At 64.2% G+C, this 17,289-nt stretch carries 16 protein-coding genes; 13 read left to right on the top strand and 3 right to left on the bottom strand.

The features are described from left to right. Positions 1-72: 72 nt before the first annotated feature. Together parS and NKI63_RS27490 are read left to right on the top strand one after the other, a co-directional pair. A complete protein-coding gene (gene parS, locus NKI63_RS27495) occupies positions 73-552 on the top strand; it encodes a type II RES/Xre toxin-antitoxin system antitoxin (RefSeq protein WP_302896769.1) in 480 nt (159 codons plus the stop codon). After that, positions 549-1,058 carry an RES family NAD+ phosphorylase gene (locus NKI63_RS27490; protein WP_352508979.1) on the top strand — a complete coding sequence of 170 codons (510 nt, stop codon included), beginning with the start codon at positions 549-551 and terminating at the stop codon, positions 1,056-1,058. Before parS ends, NKI63_RS27490 begins: the two co-directional genes overlap by 4 nt. Positions 1,059-1,116: 58 nt before the next feature. On the opposite strand, the gene NKI63_RS27485 is transcribed toward NKI63_RS27490, so the two are convergent. Next, complete coding sequence (locus NKI63_RS27485; protein ID WP_352508980.1) at positions 1,117-1,674, bottom strand: sugar O-acetyltransferase; 558 nt, start codon at positions 1,672-1,674, stop codon at positions 1,117-1,119. A 147-nt stretch (positions 1,675-1,821) separates the two neighbouring features. Here NKI63_RS27485 and NKI63_RS27480 point away from each other — a divergent pair, with 147 nt between their 5' ends. From NKI63_RS27480 to NKI63_RS27460, 5 genes are all read left to right on the top strand, one after another. Further along, the gene (locus NKI63_RS27480) at positions 1,822-2,283 is read left to right on the top strand and encodes a DUF4126 domain-containing protein (protein ID WP_352702948.1); all 462 of its coding nucleotides are present in this window, start codon (positions 1,822-1,824) and stop codon (positions 2,281-2,283) included. Further along, positions 2,280-3,656 carry an FAD-containing oxidoreductase gene (locus tag NKI63_RS27475; protein ID WP_352508982.1) on the top strand — a complete coding sequence of 459 codons (1,377 nt, stop codon included), beginning with the start codon at positions 2,280-2,282 and terminating at the stop codon, positions 3,654-3,656. Before NKI63_RS27480 ends, NKI63_RS27475 begins: the two co-directional genes overlap by 4 nt. A gap of 131 nt (positions 3,657-3,787) precedes the next feature. Beyond that, positions 3,788-4,855, top strand: a complete 1,068-nt coding sequence (locus NKI63_RS27470) for a M14 family metallopeptidase (protein ID WP_352508983.1) — start codon at positions 3,788-3,790, stop codon at positions 4,853-4,855. A gap of 224 nt (positions 4,856-5,079) precedes the next feature. Further along, complete coding sequence (locus NKI63_RS27465) at positions 5,080-7,269, top strand: anthranilate synthase (RefSeq protein WP_352823964.1); 2,190 nt, start codon at positions 5,080-5,082, stop codon at positions 7,267-7,269. Between the two features lie 32 nt (positions 7,270-7,301). After that, complete coding sequence (locus NKI63_RS27460) at positions 7,302-8,231, top strand: cation diffusion facilitator family transporter (protein WP_502896230.1); 930 nt, start codon at positions 7,302-7,304, stop codon at positions 8,229-8,231. A 229-nt stretch (positions 8,232-8,460) separates the two neighbouring features. Here NKI63_RS27460 and NKI63_RS27455 read toward each other — a convergent pair whose 3' ends face one another. After that, the gene (locus NKI63_RS27455; RefSeq protein ID WP_352508985.1) at positions 8,461-9,543 is read right to left on the bottom strand and encodes a hypothetical protein; all 1,083 of its coding nucleotides are present in this window, start codon (positions 9,541-9,543) and stop codon (positions 8,461-8,463) included. 101 nt (positions 9,544-9,644) lie between these two features. Between NKI63_RS27455 and NKI63_RS27450 the strand changes: the two genes are divergently transcribed. The 4 genes from NKI63_RS27450 (at position 9,645) to NKI63_RS27435 (ending at position 12,641) form a co-directional block, all read left to right on the top strand. Then, positions 9,645-10,103 (top strand): DsrE family protein, encoded by a 459-nt coding sequence (locus NKI63_RS27450; protein ID WP_352456435.1) that lies wholly within the window; start codon positions 9,645-9,647, stop codon positions 10,101-10,103. Between the two features lie 171 nt (positions 10,104-10,274). Continuing rightward, entirely contained in the window at positions 10,275-11,072 is a 798-nt protein-coding gene (locus NKI63_RS27445) for an SDR family NAD(P)-dependent oxidoreductase (protein ID WP_352478045.1), read from the top strand. Positions 11,073-11,121: 49 nt separating this feature from the next. Continuing rightward, entirely contained in the window at positions 11,122-11,427 is a 306-nt protein-coding gene (locus NKI63_RS27440; RefSeq protein ID WP_352478046.1) for a putative quinol monooxygenase, read from the top strand. A 125-nt stretch (positions 11,428-11,552) separates the two neighbouring features. Then, positions 11,553-12,641: an AbrB family transcriptional regulator gene (locus NKI63_RS27435; protein WP_352823963.1), complete on the top strand. Its 1,089-nt coding sequence runs from the start codon at positions 11,553-11,555 to the stop codon at positions 12,639-12,641. Between the two features lie 17 nt (positions 12,642-12,658). Here NKI63_RS27435 and NKI63_RS27430 read toward each other — a convergent pair whose 3' ends face one another. After that, positions 12,659-12,973 (bottom strand): nuclear transport factor 2 family protein, encoded by a 315-nt coding sequence (locus tag NKI63_RS27430; protein WP_254819134.1) that lies wholly within the window; start codon positions 12,971-12,973, stop codon positions 12,659-12,661. 617 nt (positions 12,974-13,590) lie between these two features. Here NKI63_RS27430 and leuA point away from each other — a divergent pair. Both leuA and NKI63_RS27420 read left to right on the top strand, forming a co-directional pair. Beyond that, positions 13,591-15,327: a 2-isopropylmalate synthase gene (gene leuA, locus NKI63_RS27425; RefSeq protein WP_352737706.1), complete on the top strand. Its 1,737-nt coding sequence runs from the start codon at positions 13,591-13,593 to the stop codon at positions 15,325-15,327. A 143-nt stretch (positions 15,328-15,470) separates the two neighbouring features. Continuing rightward, positions 15,471-17,258, top strand: coding sequence for a tetratricopeptide repeat protein (locus NKI63_RS27420; RefSeq protein WP_352651068.1), 1,788 nt, complete (start codon positions 15,471-15,473; stop codon positions 17,256-17,258). Positions 17,259-17,289: the final 31 nt, after the last annotated feature.

Genomic DNA, 17,289 nt, shown 5'->3' with positions numbered 1-17,289 from the left:
GTGCTTGAAAGGCTCTGCGTCATCTGTCATATATTAAAGCGACAGATGACGCGAAGAGGGCTCGCCGTAGCGATGGCATTGGAAAAGGCTGCGCCAGCAGCAAAAAACAATGAACTTCAGAAGGTGGCGAAATTGCTAGGCGGCAGCCGCATTCTGGCAAGGCGCCTCAGCAGCGCTCTGGATGCCCACGAGTTGCTTCTGCACGGCCTGCCGGCTTCAGCGCTGGACCATCTTATCGGGCAACTCGTCTTCATCCAGAAGACTGATTCGCTGGAGAAGGCCGTCGGCATGAGCCTGCGCACCTACCAGCGCCGCAAGGATGCTCCTTCCAAGCCTCTCAGTCAGGACCAGAGCGGACGAACCTGGAAGTTCGCGGAGATCCTGTCGAAAGCGACCGACGTGTTCGGTTCGCAGGTGGAGGCAGAGCAATGGCTGGAGCGCCCGGCGATTGGGCTCGACCAGCGTCGTCCAATCGACCTTCTGGCGACACCGGCGGGGATCGAGCTTGTAGAAGACTATCTGGAACGGCTTGAATATGGCGTTTATGCATGACGCCGCTGCCGGCGGCGCTCGGTGGCTCCGACCTCATCGGATGGCGCCTCGATCAAGCCGCGTTTGCGCCTACATGGGATAGTGGCGAGGGCGCATACAGGGTGGGCGGACGCTGGAACAGCAAGGGCGTGCGCGCCGTCTACTGCTCGATCGATCCGTCGACTGCGATCCTCGAAGTTGCGGTCCATAAGGGCTTCAGGGTGCTCGACACGATTGCGCATGTCATGACGGCAGCGATCGTCAGCGATGTCGCGGATGTGCATATCGTCGACCCCGCCGCCGTGCCCAACCCCAATTGGTTGCGCCCGGGCATCCCGAGCTCCGGACAACAGGCGTTTGGCGACGATCTTCTGCAACGGCACCGGTTTGTTGTGATTCCGAGCGCCGTATCGCAGCATAGCTGGAACCTGATCTTCGACGCGAGCCTCGCCAGAGGGGCATACGCCATGAAGACGCAGGAGGCGTTTGCGCTCGACACACGGTTGCATCCACCTCCGGCCAAGTGACACAGCCGCCCCCATGTCCATCAAAACGACGACATGACCGGCGACAGAAGCACGGTGCTCAGCTGTTGCTGATTATCCGTGCCGGATTACCAACCACCGTGGTGTTCGCCGCCACGTCGCGCGTCACCACGGCACCGGCGCCGACGATGGCGCCGTCGCCTATCCTGACCCCGCCGAGGATGATGGCACTGCCGCCGATCCAGGCATTGTCGCCGATCTCGACGGGCCTGGCGATTTCCAGCCCTGCCTGCCGCCCAGCAGTCTCTCTGTGGTGCTCGGCGCAATAGATCTGCACATTAGGGCCGAGCAGCGTTCCCTTGCCGATGCGGACTGGCGCCGTGTCGAGGATGGTGCAGCCGGCATTGAGGAAGACGCGGTCGCCGAGAAAGATGTTGAAGCCATAGGCACAGTGGAACCGCGCTTCGATCCGGGCGCCCTCGCCCGCAGCGCCGAGCAGCGTCCGCAATCCAGGCCCGATATCGCCACGCTGCCGCGGTGGTAGGCTGTTGTGCTCGAACACCGCGTCGCGCGACGTAATGCGCAGCGCCTCCAGTTCCGGATCGAGGCAGCAATACCACTCGCCCGCCGCCATTTTCGTGCGTTCGCTCGCCGTCATGGCCGCAACTCCAGTTTCAACTTTGCCAAAGCACAAGTGGTGAAAATACGGAAGCGCCGGCGGCGACACCACCTCTGGTCAAATACCCGACCTATGGTAGCTTGCTCTCTCGGACCTGTCCCAAGCCGGCCATCGAGGGGATCGATCATGCTGTACATTCTTGCACTCCTGATTGGCGTCGTTGCCGGGCTTCGCGCCATGACTGCGCCCGCCGCGGTCGCCTGGGGCGCCTGGCTTGGCTGGTTACCGGTCGCCGGCACCTGGGCGAGCTTCATGGGCCACTGGATCGCCGTCGGCATCTTCACCATCCTGGCCATCGCCGAACTGGTCACCGACCAGCTGCCATCGACGCCGAGCCGCAAGGTGCCGCAGCAATTCGGCACGCGCATCGTCCTGGGCGCTTTCACCGGCGCGGTGATCGGCGCCACCGGCGGCGCCATCATCGGCGGCCTGATCGCCGGCGCCATCGGCGCGGTGATCGGCACGCTGGGCGGCGCCGAGGCGCGCAAGCGCCTGGCCACCGGCTTCGGCAAGGACCCGCCCGCCGCCTTCATCGAGGACGCGGTGGCGATCGCCGGCGGGCTTCTGATCGTGGCGGCGGCGGCATGACGGCAAAGACATTCGATGCCATCATCGTCGGTGCCGGGCAGGCCGGCCCGCCGCTCGCCGGCCGGCTGAATGCGGCCGGCATGAGCGTGGCGCTGATCGAGCGAAAGCTGGTCGGCGGCACTTGCGTCAACACCGGCTGCACGCCGACCAAGACGATGGTGGCAAGCGCCTATGCCGCGCATCTCGCCCGCTCCGCCGCGGATTACGGGGTGACGCTCTCCGGTCCCGTCGGCGTAAACTACAAGGCAATCAAAGCGCGCAAGGACAAGGTCTCCAACGACGCCCGCGGCAATCTCGAAGGCTGGATTGCCGGCATGGACAAATGCACGCTCTATCGCGGCCATGCGCGCTTCGTAAGCGCCAACACGGTGCGCGTCGGCGACGATCTGCTGAGCGCCGAAAAGATATTCCTCAACACCGGCGGGCGCGCCTCGGTGCCCGACCTGCCCGGCATCGACGGCATTTCTTACCTGACCAACTCGTCGATGATGGATCTCGACGAGCTGCCGCGCCATCTCATCGTCGTCGGCGGCAGCTATGTCTCGCTCGAATTCGCGCAGATGTTCCGCCGCTTCGGTTCCGAAGTCACGGTCATCGAAAAAAGCCCGCGGCTGATCGGCCGCGAGGACGAGGACGTCTCGGACGCCATTTTGTCGATCCTCGAAAACGAAGCCATTGCCGTCCATCTCGGCGCCGACGACATCCGCTTCGCCAGGCGAGGCAACGAAATCGCCGTGACCTTCTCGCCAGGCAAGGCGGCTGCGGTCGGCTCGCATGTTCTGCTGGCGCTCGGCCGCACGCCAAACACCGACGATCTCGGCCTCGACAAAGCCGGCGTCGAGGTCGACAAACGCGGCTTCATCGTCGTCGACGACCAGTTGCGCACCAGCGTGCCCGGCATCTGGGCGATGGGCGACTGCAACGGCAAGGGCGCCTTCACCCACACCTCGTACAACGATTACGAGATCGTCGCCGCCAACCTGCTCGACAACGATCCGCGCAAGGTCAGCGACCGCATCGAGGCCTATGCGCTCTACATCGACCCACCACTCGGCCGCTGCGGCATGACCGAGACAGCGGTAAGGAAATCCGGCCGCCGCGCCCTGGTCGGCCAGCGACCAATGACCCGCGTCAGCCGTGCAGTCGAAAAAGGTGAGACGCAAGGCTTCATGAAGATCCTGGTCGATGCCGACACCAGGGAGATCCTCGGCTGTTCGGTGCTCGGCCCGGGCGGCGACGAGGCGGTGCACTGCGTGCTCGACCTGATGTATGCCAAGGCGCCGGTCAGCACGCTGGCGCGCGCCGTCCACATCCACCCGAACGTCTCGGAGCTTCTGCCGACCATCGCCCAGGAACTCAAGCCGCTGGTGTGAACCGGGCGTATCGCGCGACCCCTCGCGCATCCCGCCGAGTAGGCTCATTGCGCCCATAGCGCCGCTGGCTGGACCAATCGACAAGCGCGCCGGCGACGGGCATGTCTTCCGAACTCTTGACGGAGGACAGCATGCAGAAGTCCATCGAACGCATCGCCGGCGACAGCGAAGGCGTTTCCTACGAATTCCCCTTCTTCCGCTTCGCCGGGTCGGACAAGACGGCGCCTTCCGCCTATCTGCAGGCGGCACTTCATGCCGGCGAATTGCCGGGCGTCGTCGCTATCGACACGCTAATGCCGATGCTCAGCAAGGCGGAAGCCGAAGGCCGCATCACCGGCAATATGACCATCGTGCCCTGGGCCAATCCGATAGGCCGCGCGCAATATCTTTACGGCGACCATCAGGGCCGCTTTCATCTGGGCACGCGCACCAATTTCAATCGCGGCTTTCCGCGGCTCGCCGCGCCCGACGTCGCCCTGCTGCCGACGCACGGCACGGTCGACCAGCGGCTGAAAACGCGGCTGCTGCAGCTCTCCATCGGCCACGACATTGTGCTCGACCTGCATTGCGACGATGAGGGCCTCGCCTATCTTTATGTCCACACCAGCCTGTGGCCGGCCATGGCGGATTGTGCAGCGGCCATGGGCGTCGATGCGGTGATGCTGTGGCACGAAGATCCCGACGGCACCTTCGAAGGCGCCTCGATCATGCCGTATCAGAACGCTCCAGCCGACGTGGCGCGCCTGGACCGGCGTGTCGCCACCACGGTCGAATATCGCGGCATACTCGATGTCGACGGCGCCCTGGCCGTCGCCGATGCCGAAGGGCTCTACCGGCTGCTGGTGGCGCGTGGCGTCATCCAGGATCAGGCGCTGCCCGCGCCTGGCAGCTTCGTCGGGCCCAGTTGTTTTACCGGTATTGTCGCGCCGCTCGAAAACGCCGAGATGATGCCGGCGCCCCGCTCGGGCGCGATCCTCTACGACGTGAAGCCGGGCGACCGCGTCACCAAGGGTGCGCGCCTTGCCACCATCGTCCACGCGCCCGGCGAGCCCGACGGCCGCACGGAAGTGTTGGCGCCGCAGGCGGGCCTCATCCTGACGCGGCGTTCCCGCCGCATCATCCGCGCCGGCGAAGACCTCTTGAAGCTGGTCGGCGACAGGAAGAGCGCCGATGCAAGGTCCGGGACGCTGGAGGATTGAAGCCTTCATTTGAATCCAGTTGCGCGGCCGACCAATCGCCGCTATGGGAATCGCCATGAACATGCGTTCGATCAAGACCATTTGGTGGTGGGCTCGCTGACAGCGGCCTGTTCGAACGCGTTCGCGTGACAATAGAGGGTGGCCGCAGCGGAATGTCCGGGCGGCCATTTGTTTTTTCAAGCCATTCCCGGGTCCGTTGCCCAAAGACGCTGATGGAGACGGCAATGACGACGAAAATTCTGGAGAATGGAGCCGAGCGCTTCGTCACTGCGGGCGGCGTGGCGATTACCCGCCAGCGCCATGATCGGCCCTATGAGGGAGCGATCGATGGCTATGTCGACGGGCTGAATTCGCGCCGCGGCGCCGTGTTTTCCTCGAATTACGAATATCCCGGCCGCTATACGCGCTGGGACACCGCCATCATCGATCCGCCGGTGGTGATCTCGGCACGCGGCCGCGCCATGCGCATCGAGGCGCTGAACCGCCGCGGCGAGGTGCTTTTGCCGGTGATCGGCACGGTGCTTGCCGGCCTTGACGATGTCACGATCGCCGAGACGTCGAACAAACTCGTCCGCCTCAAAGTTGCCAAGCCCGGCCGTGTCTTCACCGAGGAGGAACGCAGCCGCGTTCCCTCCGTCTTCACGGTGCTGCGTGCCATCACCGCCTTGTTCAAGACCGAGGAAGATGCCAATCTCGGCCTCTACGGCGCCTTCGGCTACGACCTCGCCTTCCAGTTCGATCCGGTCGACTACAAGCTCGAGCGCAAGCCAAGCCAGCGCGATCTCGTGCTGTTCCTGCCCGACGAGATCCTCGTCGTCGACCACTATTCGACCAAGGCCTGGACCGACCGCTACGACTATTCCGGCGATGGCTTCTCGACCGAAGGCCTGCCGCGCGACGAAATCGTCGAGCCGTTCAGGACCGCCGACCGCATCCCGCCGCGCGGCGACCACGAGCCCGGCGAATATGCCAAGCTGGTGCGCAAGGCGATGAAGAGCTTTGAGCGTGGCGACCTGTTCGAAGTGGTGCCGGGGCAGATGTTCTACGAACGCTGCGAAACCCAGCCCTCCGAGATTTCCCGCAAGCTGAAGAGCATCAACCCTTCGCCCTATTCCTTCTTCATCAATCTCGGCGAGGGCGAATATCTGATCGGCGCCTCGCCGGAAATGTTCGTGCGCGTCAACGGCCGCCGCGTCGAGACCTGCCCGATCTCCGGTACCATCAAGCGCGGCGACGACGCCATCTCCGACAGCGAGCAGATCCTGAAGCTGCTCAATTCGAAGAAGGACGAATCCGAACTCACCATGTGCTCGGACGTCGACCGCAACGACAAGTCGAGGGTCTGCGAGCCGGGCTCGGTGCGCGTCATCGGCCGCCGCCAGATCGAGATGTACTCCCGCCTGATCCACACCGTCGACCACATCGAGGGGCGGCTGCGCGAAGGCATGGACGCCTTCGACGCCTTTCTGTCGCATGCCTGGGCCGTCACCGTTACCGGCGCGCCGAAATTATGGGCAATGCGCTTCATCGAGCAGAACGAGAAGAGCCCGCGCGCCTGGTATGGCGGAGCGATCGGCATGGTCAATTTCAACGGCGACATGAACACCGGCCTGACGCTTCGCACCATCCGCATCAAGGATGGCATCGCCGAAGTGCGCGCCGGCGCCACGCTGCTCTTCGACAGCATTCCCGAGGAAGAAGAAGCCGAAACCGAACTGAAGGCATCCGCCATGCTCTCCGCCATCCGCGACGCCAAATCAGGCAATGCCGCCAGCACCGAACGCAGCACCGCGCGTGTCGGCGACGGCGTCAACATCCTGCTGGTCGACCACGAGGACAGTTTCGTCCATACGCTCGCCAACTATTTCCGCCAGACCGGCGCCAATGTCTCGACGGTGCGCACACCGGTGCCGGACGAGATCTTCGACCGGCTGAAGCCAAACCTGGTCGTGCTCTCGCCCGGCCCCGGCATGCCGAAGGACTTCGACTGCGCCGCCACCATCAAGCGGGCCCGTGCGCGCGACCTGCCGATCTTCGGCGTCTGCCTCGGGCTGCAGGCGCTGGCCGAGGCCTATGGCGGCGAGCTGCGCCAACTGCACATCCCGATGCATGGCAAGCCGTCGCGCATCCGCGTGTCGAAGCCGGGCATCATCTTCTCCGGCCTGCCCAAGGAGGTGACGGTCGGCCGCTATCATTCGATCGTTGCCGATCCGGTACGGCTGCCCGATGGTTTTGTCGTCACCGCCGAGACCGAGGACGGCATCATCATGGCCTTCGAGCACCGCAAGGAGCCGATCGCCGCAGTGCAGTTCCACCCGGAATCGATCATGACGCTCGGCCACAATGCCGGCATGCGCATCATCGAGAACATCGTCGCGCACCTGCCGCGCAAGGCCAAGGAAAAGGCCGCTTAGTTCGAGGGCTCAGTGTTGGGATCTTTTCCCCAGTGACCGCGGCGGAAATCAAAGCCGCCGCCAGGCAGAAGGTCGCCAGCCTCGCCTTCTGGTCGATCGTCGTCGCCTGCGTCGTGCTCGGCCTGAAGCTGGTGGCCTGGTACGTCACCGGTTCGGTCGCGCTTTATTCGGACGCGCTGGAATCGATCGTCAACGTCATTGCCTCTGCCGCCGCCTATTGGGCGATCCAGGTCAGCTACAAGCCAGCCGACCAGGACCATCCGTTCGGCCACCACAAGGCCGAGTATTTCTCGGCCGTCCTCGAAGGCGTGCTGATCGTGCTTGCCGCCTTGCTGATCCTCAATGAGGTCTGGTGGTCCTGGCAGCATCCCGCCCTGCTGGAAAAGCCATGGACCGGCCTTGCCGTCAATGGCGTCGCAACGGTCATCAACGCCGTCTGGGCCTTGACGCTGATCCGCACCGGCCGACGCGAAAAATCGCCGGCTCTCGTTGCCGACGGCAGGCACATCATGACCGACGTGGCGACCTCGGTCGGTGTGTTCATCGGCCTGGTCGGCGCCGTACTGACCGGCTGGCAGGTTCTCGATCCGGCTCTTGCGGTGATCGTGGCGCTGAACATTCTGTGGCAGGGCTGGCACGTCATCGGCTCGTCGATGAACGGGCTGATGGACCGCGCGGTCGACACCCAGGAACATATCCGCATACGCGACATCATCTCGGCCAATTGCAAGGGCGCGCTCGAGGTCCACGACCTGAAGACGCGCATCGCCGGCCGCGCCACCTTCATCGAGTTCCACCTGGTCGTCGACGCCGACATGTCGGTCGGCGCCAGCCACGTCATCTGCGACCGCATCGAGGACGCGCTGCAGGCAGAGATCCCTTCCGTGCGGGTCATCATCCATGTCGAACCCGACGACGAAGCGAAACTGCCCAAAGGCACGACCGCCGTGCCGTTCGCGTGAGGCGATAGCGGGACGCCGCCATCCAAAACCTTGAGGTTGGCGGGACAGCACCCCCCTCTGTCCTGCCGGACATCTCCCCCTCAAGGGTGGAGATTGGATGTCGCTTCGGCTTTCGCCAATTTTCAAAGAAGAACGCTGTCGGTGAAGCTGCCGATCTCCCCCCTTGAGGGGGAGATGTCCGGCAGGACAGAGGGGGGTGCTGTCCCGCCGGCATCGCGTCTCTGAACTGCTACAGCCCGCAGGCAGCCTGCGGCATCGGCTCCAGCCGGTAGACCTTGTCGTCGGACATTGTGTCGCCCTCCGCCGAACACAGATCGATGATCGGCAGACCGCTGTTCGGGTTGGCCAGCATCATCGTGCCGTTGGCGCCGCGGCGAAGGAAGACCTCCTGTTGCCCGATATCGCAGGAGGCAGCACCCGTCTTCGCGCTCGCCGCGCAGCGCCACTGGTCGCCCTCGCCCTGACAGTTATAGACCTGCGTGACCTTGGCCGATTTCTGCCGCGTGGTAACCGAAACGGCGATATCGGCGCCGCTTGGCCAATTGGCCGGATCGCCCTCCTTGGCGAAAGACGCCAGCTCGACCGGTCCGCGGAAAACCCTGATCGACTGGGTCAGCTGATCGGGATGCGAGCCGAGATGCTCGGCGTCGTAGTCGCGTCCGTAGCAGAAGGGCTGGTCCGGCTTCAGCCGCTCGCGCAATGGCGGGCCAAGGGCCGGGTCGATCGGGTCGATGCGCGCGAACTCCGCCTTGCAGGTGGCGGCCGGCATCGGGTCGAGCCTGAAGCCGTTGTCGTCCTTGCCCAGCGCCTGCCTTTCATACTCCGCCTTGCCGAGCTCGTCTTCCGATCCCGCGTCGAGGTAGAGGTCGGGCTGCACGTCCGAGACGATCAGCCGGCCTTTGTCGTCGACCTTCAGCGAAGCCATGGTGCGGTCGCAGTCCATGCCGCAACGGATCGGGCCGGTCTTGCCGTCCTCCGACTCATGACTGCACCAGCCGCCGAGCCATTCAGGCGCCTCGGCGCCGCGCACCGTCGTCGCCATGAAGCCATTGTAGGAGGAATCGATGCCGGTGCTTGGCTCCTCGTTTGGCCGGCTGACCGGATCGCGGCCGTAATAGAAGAAGATGCGCGTCACCTTCTGCTGCGGATGCGACTTGAGATGCGCGGCGTCATAGACGCGGCCGAAGCAGGCGTCCTTGCCGTCGGGGCTGAGCTCGGTGAGTTTGAGCGTGTCATCGGCGAAAGCAGAGCCGGCGACGGCGGCGAGCAAGGCAACCCCAACTCCGGCGCCCATCACGGTCCTTGATATCATGCTGGCTCCCCCTGCCCCGACAAGACATGGCGTGAACTTATGTTAGGATCGAGGCCGAGGCCACGCAATTTGCGCCGGCCGGCCAAATGGGAGATGAAGCCATGCGACGCCGCGATATTTTCCGCGTCGGTCTTGCCGGGGCCGCCGGGCTTTTCGGGCTGCGCCCCATCAAGGCCGCAGCTAGTGAAGTCAAGCCGGCGGCGGCCGAAGAGGAAAGGCAAAAGGTCGCCTATCACCTCAGCGACCTCGACAAGGTCAATTTCGTGCTCGGCAACATCAAGAACCACTTCGAAGGCACCGACGGCAAAGTCGACATCGCGCTTGTCGTGCACGGCCCAGCACTTGCCGCCTTCAAGTCGAAGGGCATATCGGCCGCCATTTCCGGGCGGTTCGCCGGCCTTGTCCAGGATGGGCTCAGCCCGCACGCTTGCGCCAACACCATGCACGGCATGGATATCGGCCTGGCCGACCTGCTCGACGGCTTCCATGCAGCCGACAGGGGCGGCGTCGTCAAGCTCGCCGAATTGCAACGCCAGGGCTACGCCTATCTCAGGCCATAGGGCAATTCCAGGAAAAGTGTGAAACGGTTTTCCGTCCGGAATTGCGTCAAGACAAAGAGGGAGCGGTTCGCCGTTTCCGTGAAACGGTGAACCGCTCTAAACTTTTACGGACTTGAACGCGAGGACTGCGAGGGCCTACGAAGAGCAGGCAGAGTCCCCGGAGGAATAGACGTGCCAGCCACCACCACCCTTGTCAGCCCCTCTCTGGTCATCCCCGACCTTGCCGGAAAGGCGGTCCTGGTGACCGGCGCCTCGACCGGCATCGGCGCGGCGCTCGCACTCGCCTACGCCGCGCAGAAATGCCGCGTCGCGCTGCATTACAATTCGAGCCGCGCGGCTGCCGAAAACCTGGCCGCGACCATTCGCAACGGCGGCGGCGACGTGTTCCTCGCCCAGGGCGATTTCTCGATCCCCGCCGATGTCGAGCGCGTCGTCGAGGACAGTGCGCAACATTTCGGCCGGCTCGACGGCCTCGTCAACAATGCCGGCGGCATGCTCGGCCGCGTGCCCTATGCCGAGCAGACCGAAGCGCATTACGACGCGGTGATGGATCTCAACGCGCGTTCCGTGCTGACAGCTTCGCGCAAGGCGATCCCATGGCTGAAGCGGCAGGGCGGCTTCATCGTCAACACCTCCTCGATCGCCGCGCGCAACGGCGCCGGTGGCGGCGCCGGCCTTTACGGCTCGGCCAAAGCCTTCGTCTCCAACGTCACGCGCGGCATGGCCAAGGAGCTGATCGGCTTCAACATCCGCGTCAACGCGGTGGCGCCCGGCACCATCGCCACCCCTTTCCACGAGCGCTACTCGACCGACGACCAGATGAAAGGCATGATCGCCACCATCCCGCAGGGCCGCGCCGGCACGGCCGAGGACTGCGTCGGCGCCTATCTGTTCCTCTCCTCCGATCTGTTGAGCGGCTACATCATCGGCCAGGTGATCGAGGTCAATGGCGGGCAGTTGATGCCGTAGACGGCGAACTGCATACTCCTGGTTGCGTCATCTCAACGGAGCAAAGCGAATGTACGGACTGATCGGCAAGATGCGGGCGATGCGCGGCCAGCGTGACGCAATGATGGATATCCTGCTCGCCAGCACCGGCGCCATGCCCGGCTGCCTGAACTACATCATCGCCACCGATCCGGCCGATGCCGACGCGATCTGGGTGACCGAGGTGTGGACCGATGCCGAAAGCCACAAGGCTTCGCTGCAGCTGCCCGAAATCCAGGCGGCAATCGCCAAGGCACGGCCGATCATCGCCGGGTTCGAGTTCCAGGTGGAGACGCATCCTGTTGGCGGGTTCGGCTTGCCAGTGAAGGCGGAATAGAGGGAGAGGCCGGCGGGACAGCGCCCCCCTCTGGCCTGCCGGCCATCTCCTAGTGCAGTCGTCACCCAAGGCCAACCCCGCAAAAAGGGTTCGCATTTTTTCGCGGCCGGTCTAAGAGCCCATCTATGGATTCTTCCCCGAACCCGCCGGCCATCGAGCACCTGGCGCGGATCCACAAGGCCTGGCAGTGGCCCGTCCTGGTGGTGGTCTCGGTGCTGTTTGCCGGCGCGCTGGAACTCGCCGCCCTGCCGGCCGCGCTCTTGATCGGACCGATGCTGGCGGCCATCGTCGCCGGCACCAACGGCGCCACGGTGCGCGTGCCGCGGGTTCTGTTCGGCTCAGCCCAGGCGGTCGTCGGCTGCCTGGTCGCCAGTTCCATCTCGGCCGATATCTTTCCCGTCTTCTACAAGGAATGGCCGCTGTTCCTTGGGGTCGTGATGGCGACGGTCGCGGCATCCAGCCTGCTCGGCTGGCTGATCAGCCGCTGGCGCATCCTGCCCGGCACCACCGCGGTCTGGGGCTCGTCGCCGGGCGCCGCCACCGCCATGGTGCTGATGGCCGGTGCGTTCGGCGCCGACCAGCGCCTCGTCGCCTTCATGCTTTATCTGCGCGTAATCTGCGTCTCGATGACGGCAGCCCTGGTGGCCAAGCTCTGGGTCGACACCTCGGGCATCGAGGTGCCGGCCATCGTCTGGTTCCCACCGGTCGACCCGCAAGGCTTAGCCGCGACTTTCGGCGTGGCGCTGGTTGGCGGCCTCGCCGGCAAGATTTTCCGGCTGCCGTCGCCGTTCTTCCTCGGCACCTTCATTTTCGGCACCGTGATCCATCTTGGGCTCGGCGTGACCATGCAGTTGCCGCCCTGGCTGCTTGCCTTGAGCTATACGACGATCGGCTGGAGCATCGGCCTGAATTTCACCAGGGCCATTTTGCGCCATGCGGCCCGCGCGCTGCCGCAGATCGTCGGCTCGATCATTGCCCTGATCGGCTTTTGCGGCGGCCTCGCCTTCCTGATCAGCCGCCTGCTCGGCATCGATCCGCTGACCGCCTATCTGGCAACCAGCCCGGGCGGCATGGACAGCGTCGCCATCATCGCCGCCGCCGCGCAGCATGTCGACATATCCTTCGTCATGGCGCTGCAATCGGCACGCTTCCTGATCGTGCTTCTGGTCGGCCCAAGCGTGGCGCGGCTGGTGGCGAGAAGCCTGCGGGAGTAAAGACCAGCTGGGCTGCGTCAGCTGATCACCAGGCTCGATATACGCTCGCCGTCCAGCGTGAAGACCATATCGCCCTCGCCGTTGAAACCGTTGCCTTCGACGGCGATGCGAACGCGGCAGGTGCCGTCCGCTGCTGCGATGCCGAGGATGCTGAACCTGGACTGCACGCCGATATTGTCCGACTGGTTCCAGCGCGCAATCTGCTCGCGGCCCCGGAACGACCGGCCCCAGTCGCTCAGAAAGGCATCCGGCGTGAAACTGTCCAGGAAGGCTTCGGTGTCGCCGGCATTGGTGGCTTCGACAAAGCGGCGGATGGGATCGGGCGTGTCCATGTCTTTCCTCCTGGACCGGATTCCGGTGCTCTGGAAGGAGCGGCCGGATGGGACGATAGGGTAGTCCTCGAAGCATGACGCCGAAAATAAAAACCCGCCTCGGGAGGCGGGTCGTTGGAGCCAATTAGCACCATACCCAGATTAGTAGCATAGCTGCCGGCACAAAGCAAGAACAAAATGTGGCTACCCCGGACAATCGCGACAGGTTTGCGCCGCCCTGCGTGAAGGGCAGCGCCGGCATCGGTCATCCTTTTGATTGATTTCCCTGGCATCGAACAGCCCCAAGCCGACAGCGAGGCTCCCACTTGCCTCGCTTTGCCCGCTCCTGTATGAAAACCGCCATGAGCCCGCGCGCCACCTCTTTTGCGTCCCGTCCGACCGGCATTGCCGGCCAGACCGTTCGCGCGCTTGCCTCCACCCTGCTGCTTCTTGGCCTTATCGGCGATCGCCGGGTTCGCTGAAGGAGCGCCCGGCGGTCGAATTCGCCGCTCACGCGCACGCTCCTTGGCCAGTCTACAAATTGGCACGTCACATCAAGCGAACGAAATTCTGGTAAAGGCGCCGCTCGCCACCAATCCGCCTGAAGCTGGATCCGCGAGCCGCCGGGAGAAAAGACGATGAACGCAAGAGAAGATATCCGTCTGAACGTAGAGGAAACCACCAAGCCCGCAAGGGGCATGCCGGACGCTGCCCGCAAATACCAACCCTATCCGACCGTCGGCCTTGCCGATCGCACCTGGCCTTCGAAAGTGATCGACGAGGCGCCGATCTGGTGCTCGGTCGACCTGCGCGACGGCAACCAGGCGCTGATCGATCCGATGGGCCAGGAACGCAAGGCGCGCATGTTCGCCCTGCTGCTCGACATGGGCTTCAAGGAGATCGAGATCGGCTTCCCGTCGGCCTCGCAGACCGACTTCGATTTCGCCCGCTGGTGCATCGAACAAGGCAACGTGCCCGCCGACGTCTCGCTGCAGGTCCTGGTACAGTGCCGGCCGGAACTGATCACCCGCACTTTCGAGGCGCTGAAGGGCGCCACCAACCCGATCGTCCATTTCTATAACTCGACCAGCGAGCTGCAGCGCCGTGTCGTCTTCGAGAAGGACGTCGCCGGCATCAAGCGGATCGCCACCGATGCGGCCAAGATGATCACCGACATGGCGGCGAAGGCCGGCGGCGGCTACCGTTTCGAATACTCGCCGGAGAGCTTTACCGGCACCGAGCTCGAAGTGGCGCTGGAGATCTGTAACGCGGTCACCGAGATCGTCAGGCCGACGGCGGAAAACAAGCTGATCATCAACCTGCCCTCCACGGTCGAGATGTCGACGCCCAACATCTATGCAGACCGCATCGAATGGATGTGCCGCAATCTCGACAACCGCGAGAACCTGTTGATCTCGCTGCACCCGCACAATGACCGCGGCACCGGCATCGCCACCACAGAACTCGGCCTGATGGCGGGCGCCGACCGCGTCGAAGGCACGCTGTTCGGCAATGGCGAGCGCACCGGCAATGTCGACATCGTCACGCTGGCGCTCAACATGTACACGCAAGGCGTCGATCCCGAGCTCGACTGCTCCGACATCAACCGCATGAAGGACGTCTACGAATACTCCAACCAGCTGAAGATCCCAGAGCGCCATCCCTATGTCGGCGAGCTCGTCTACACCGCCTTTTCCGGCTCGCACCAGGACGCCATCAACAAGGGGATGAAGGCGCTGCGCAAGGCCAACACGCCGCACTGGGAGGTGCCCTACCTGCCGATCGACCCGGCCGATGTCGGCCGCAGCTATGAAGCTATCATCCGCATCAACTCGCAGTCCGGCAAGGGCGGTATCGCCTATGTGCTGCATGCGGATTACGGCCTCAACCTGCCGCGCAACCTGCAGATCGAGTTCAGCCAGGCCATCCAGGCGATCACCGACGCCGAAGGCAAGGAAGTGCCGGCCAGGCGCATCTACGAGCGCTTTCTCGATACCTATGTCGACCAGCCCGGCGCGCGGCTGAAGTTCCTCGACCACCACACCTACCCCGACACCGAGGTCAAGGGCCGGCGCGTGGTCGAAGCGGTGATCCTCGACAAAGGCAAGGAGGTGACCATATCAGGCACCGGCACCGGCCCGATCGACGGCTTCGTCGATGCGCTGTCGCGCCATGTCGGGGTGCCCATGTCGGTGCTGGATTATTCCGAGCATTCCATGCAGCGCGGCTCGAATGCCTCGGCCATTTCCTATGTCGAGATGGAACATCCGGACGGCAAGCTGTTCGGCGCCGGCATCAACACCAACATCGTCGCCGCCTCGCTCGAAGCCGTGGTTTCGGCCGCCAACCGCATCGTCGGCCGAAAGCTCGGCTAGCCGAGACTGCCAGACTTGCGCCATCGGCCCACCGGACTTTTATCCGGTGGGTACGCTATCGCACCATAAGCACACGCTTGTAAGGCGCCGCCAGCGCTATATGATTGTACCTCAACCTGTGCCGAATTCGAAGGGATCGACACTTGCAGCATACCACGCCTGCCGCCCCCGCAGTGCGCGAAACGCTGGAGCGATTGCTTGCCAGCGAAACGTTCGGACGATCCGAGCGCGCGCGCAAGCTGCTCCGCTATCTCGTCGAGCGCGAGCAGGCAGGCGAAGCCGACCGGCTCAAGGGCTTCTCCATAGCGATGGACGTCTTCGGCAAGGACGGCGATTTCGATCCGTCGACCGATGCGGTGGTGCGGGTGCAGGCCGGCAGGCTGCGCGAGCTTCTGCAGCAGTATTTCGCCAATGAGGGCGTTGCCGAACCGGTCCGCATCGCCATTCCGCGCGGCGGCTATGTTCCATCCTACGAACTCAATGCCATTCGCTTGCCGGCGGAGGTGGAGGCAAAGAGCAAGCCGCAGCCGGCGACAGAGGAGGCGACAAACGCCCCGCCCGGATCGCCGGAAGATGCCCGCAACCGGACACATCCGGCTGCATTGCTGAGCGTTCCAGCCGTCGCCCCTGCTGCACCTTCGCTGCAGCGCCATTTGCAGTTCTTCTGGCTGGCGATCGCGCTGGTCATCCTCATGCTGGGTGTGCTGATCCTTCGTCAGGGCAGCGTGGTGTTGCTGACCGGCGGCGACACGGCGGTCGAGACCGCGGTGGCGACCGCCAGCATTGCAGCGCCTCCGGTTGAAAACCTTCCCCAGGTCTACATCGCCATCAAGGCCGACAGCGACGTGGCTCGCCGTGTCGCCGCATCGCTGCGCGCCGGCCTTAGCGGCTTCGACACCATCAATTTCATCGGCCGTGATGCCGACAGCCCGCCCGATCCAGTTACCGACGCCGCCAGCTTCGTATTCGATGTCCTGCCCGGGCCGCGCAGCGGCGACATCATGCTCGAGCTGCAAAGCGTGGCAACAGGCCGCGTGCTGCTGTCACGCAACCTGACCGCCGGCGACAGCGCGAACACCGCCATCGAGGACCAGATCTCCGGCATTTTGAGCTCGGCTCTTCCCGCCTCGGGCACGATCTACAACTACATCGAGCAGAGCGGCATCCAGACCGGGCTGACGGCGTGCCTGGTGCTCAACGGCAAATATTATCTCGACCAGAATGCCCAGACGCACGAAGCCGCCTACCGCTGCCTCGAAGATCTTGCCAACGGGAAGGCGAAGTCGTCGCTCGTCTATTCGGAGCTCGCGTCCTTGCATCTTGAAGCGGTCACCGACCACTATCCCTACCCCGCCGACGCGACGATCGAAAAAGCGATGACGTTTGCCCATCGCGCCATCCAGATGGGCCCGACCAGCCCCTACGCGCACCGCGCCCTTGGTTATCTCAACTCGCGCATGGGCGATTCCGCGGAATCGATCCGCTGGATGCGCAAGGCCTATGAGCTCAATCCGTATGATCTCGCAATGGCCGCCGCCTATGGCTACGGGCTGGTTTTCGCCGGCAGGTACAGCGAGGGCACCCCGATCATCGCTCACGCGGTGGACATCGCCAGCGCCCATCCGACATGGTGGGATTACGGGCTGTTCGCCGGAGAGTTCATGATGGGCGACATGAACAAGGCGACGCTCGCCGGCGACGGCTTGCGAACGACGGAAATGAAATCGCATTATCTGGCCGCGCGGCTGATCGGTGCCAAAGCTGCCGGCCGCGAGAAGCTGGCGAGCAGGCTGCTGCAGGAACTGACCACCAAATTCCCGAAATTCGCAGCCGATCCGCGCGCAACCTTCGTCGAGCGAAGATATCCCGCCGATCTGACCAACCGGCTGGTGGAGGCCCTGCGCGCCGCCGGGCTTGGCGGCGCCAGCTGACGTCTCCCGGCGCGTGCACGACGTCAGGTGA

It is taken from the genome of Mesorhizobium sp. M0410 (assembly GCF_040321435.1).
Lineage (GTDB): Bacteria > Pseudomonadota > Alphaproteobacteria > Rhizobiales > Rhizobiaceae > Mesorhizobium.
Note: the sequence above shows the minus strand (reverse complement) of the source record. Positions and strands in the feature narration are given on the sequence as shown.

What these genes read in the sequence shown, in the direction of transcription:
- parS (WP_302896769.1), top strand. Translation starts at nt 73, where the DNA reads ATGGCATTGGAAAAGGCTGCGCCAGCAGCAAAAAACAATGAACTTCAG.
- NKI63_RS27490 (WP_352508979.1), top strand. Translation starts at nt 549, where the DNA reads ATGACGCCGCTGCCGGCGGCGCTCGGTGGCTCCGACCTCATCGGATGG.
- NKI63_RS27485 (WP_352508980.1), bottom strand. Translation starts at nt 1,674, where the DNA reads ATGACGGCGAGCGAACGCACGAAAATGGCGGCGGGCGAGTGGTATTGC.
- NKI63_RS27480 (WP_352702948.1), top strand. Translation starts at nt 1,822, where the DNA reads ATGCTGTACATTCTTGCACTCCTGATTGGCGTCGTTGCCGGGCTTCGC.
- NKI63_RS27475 (WP_352508982.1), top strand. Translation starts at nt 2,280, where the DNA reads ATGACGGCAAAGACATTCGATGCCATCATCGTCGGTGCCGGGCAGGCC.
- NKI63_RS27470 (WP_352508983.1), top strand. Translation starts at nt 3,788, where the DNA reads ATGCAGAAGTCCATCGAACGCATCGCCGGCGACAGCGAAGGCGTTTCC.
- NKI63_RS27465 (WP_352823964.1), top strand. Translation starts at nt 5,080, where the DNA reads ATGACGACGAAAATTCTGGAGAATGGAGCCGAGCGCTTCGTCACTGCG.
- NKI63_RS27455 (WP_352508985.1), bottom strand. Translation starts at nt 9,543, where the DNA reads ATGATATCAAGGACCGTGATGGGCGCCGGAGTTGGGGTTGCCTTGCTC.
- NKI63_RS27450 (WP_352456435.1), top strand. Translation starts at nt 9,645, where the DNA reads ATGCGACGCCGCGATATTTTCCGCGTCGGTCTTGCCGGGGCCGCCGGG.
- NKI63_RS27440 (WP_352478046.1), top strand. Translation starts at nt 11,122, where the DNA reads ATGTACGGACTGATCGGCAAGATGCGGGCGATGCGCGGCCAGCGTGAC.
- NKI63_RS27435 (WP_352823963.1), top strand. Translation starts at nt 11,553, where the DNA reads ATGGATTCTTCCCCGAACCCGCCGGCCATCGAGCACCTGGCGCGGATC.
- NKI63_RS27430 (WP_254819134.1), bottom strand. Translation starts at nt 12,973, where the DNA reads ATGGACACGCCCGATCCCATCCGCCGCTTTGTCGAAGCCACCAATGCC.
- leuA (WP_352737706.1), top strand. Translation starts at nt 13,591, where the DNA reads ATGAACGCAAGAGAAGATATCCGTCTGAACGTAGAGGAAACCACCAAG.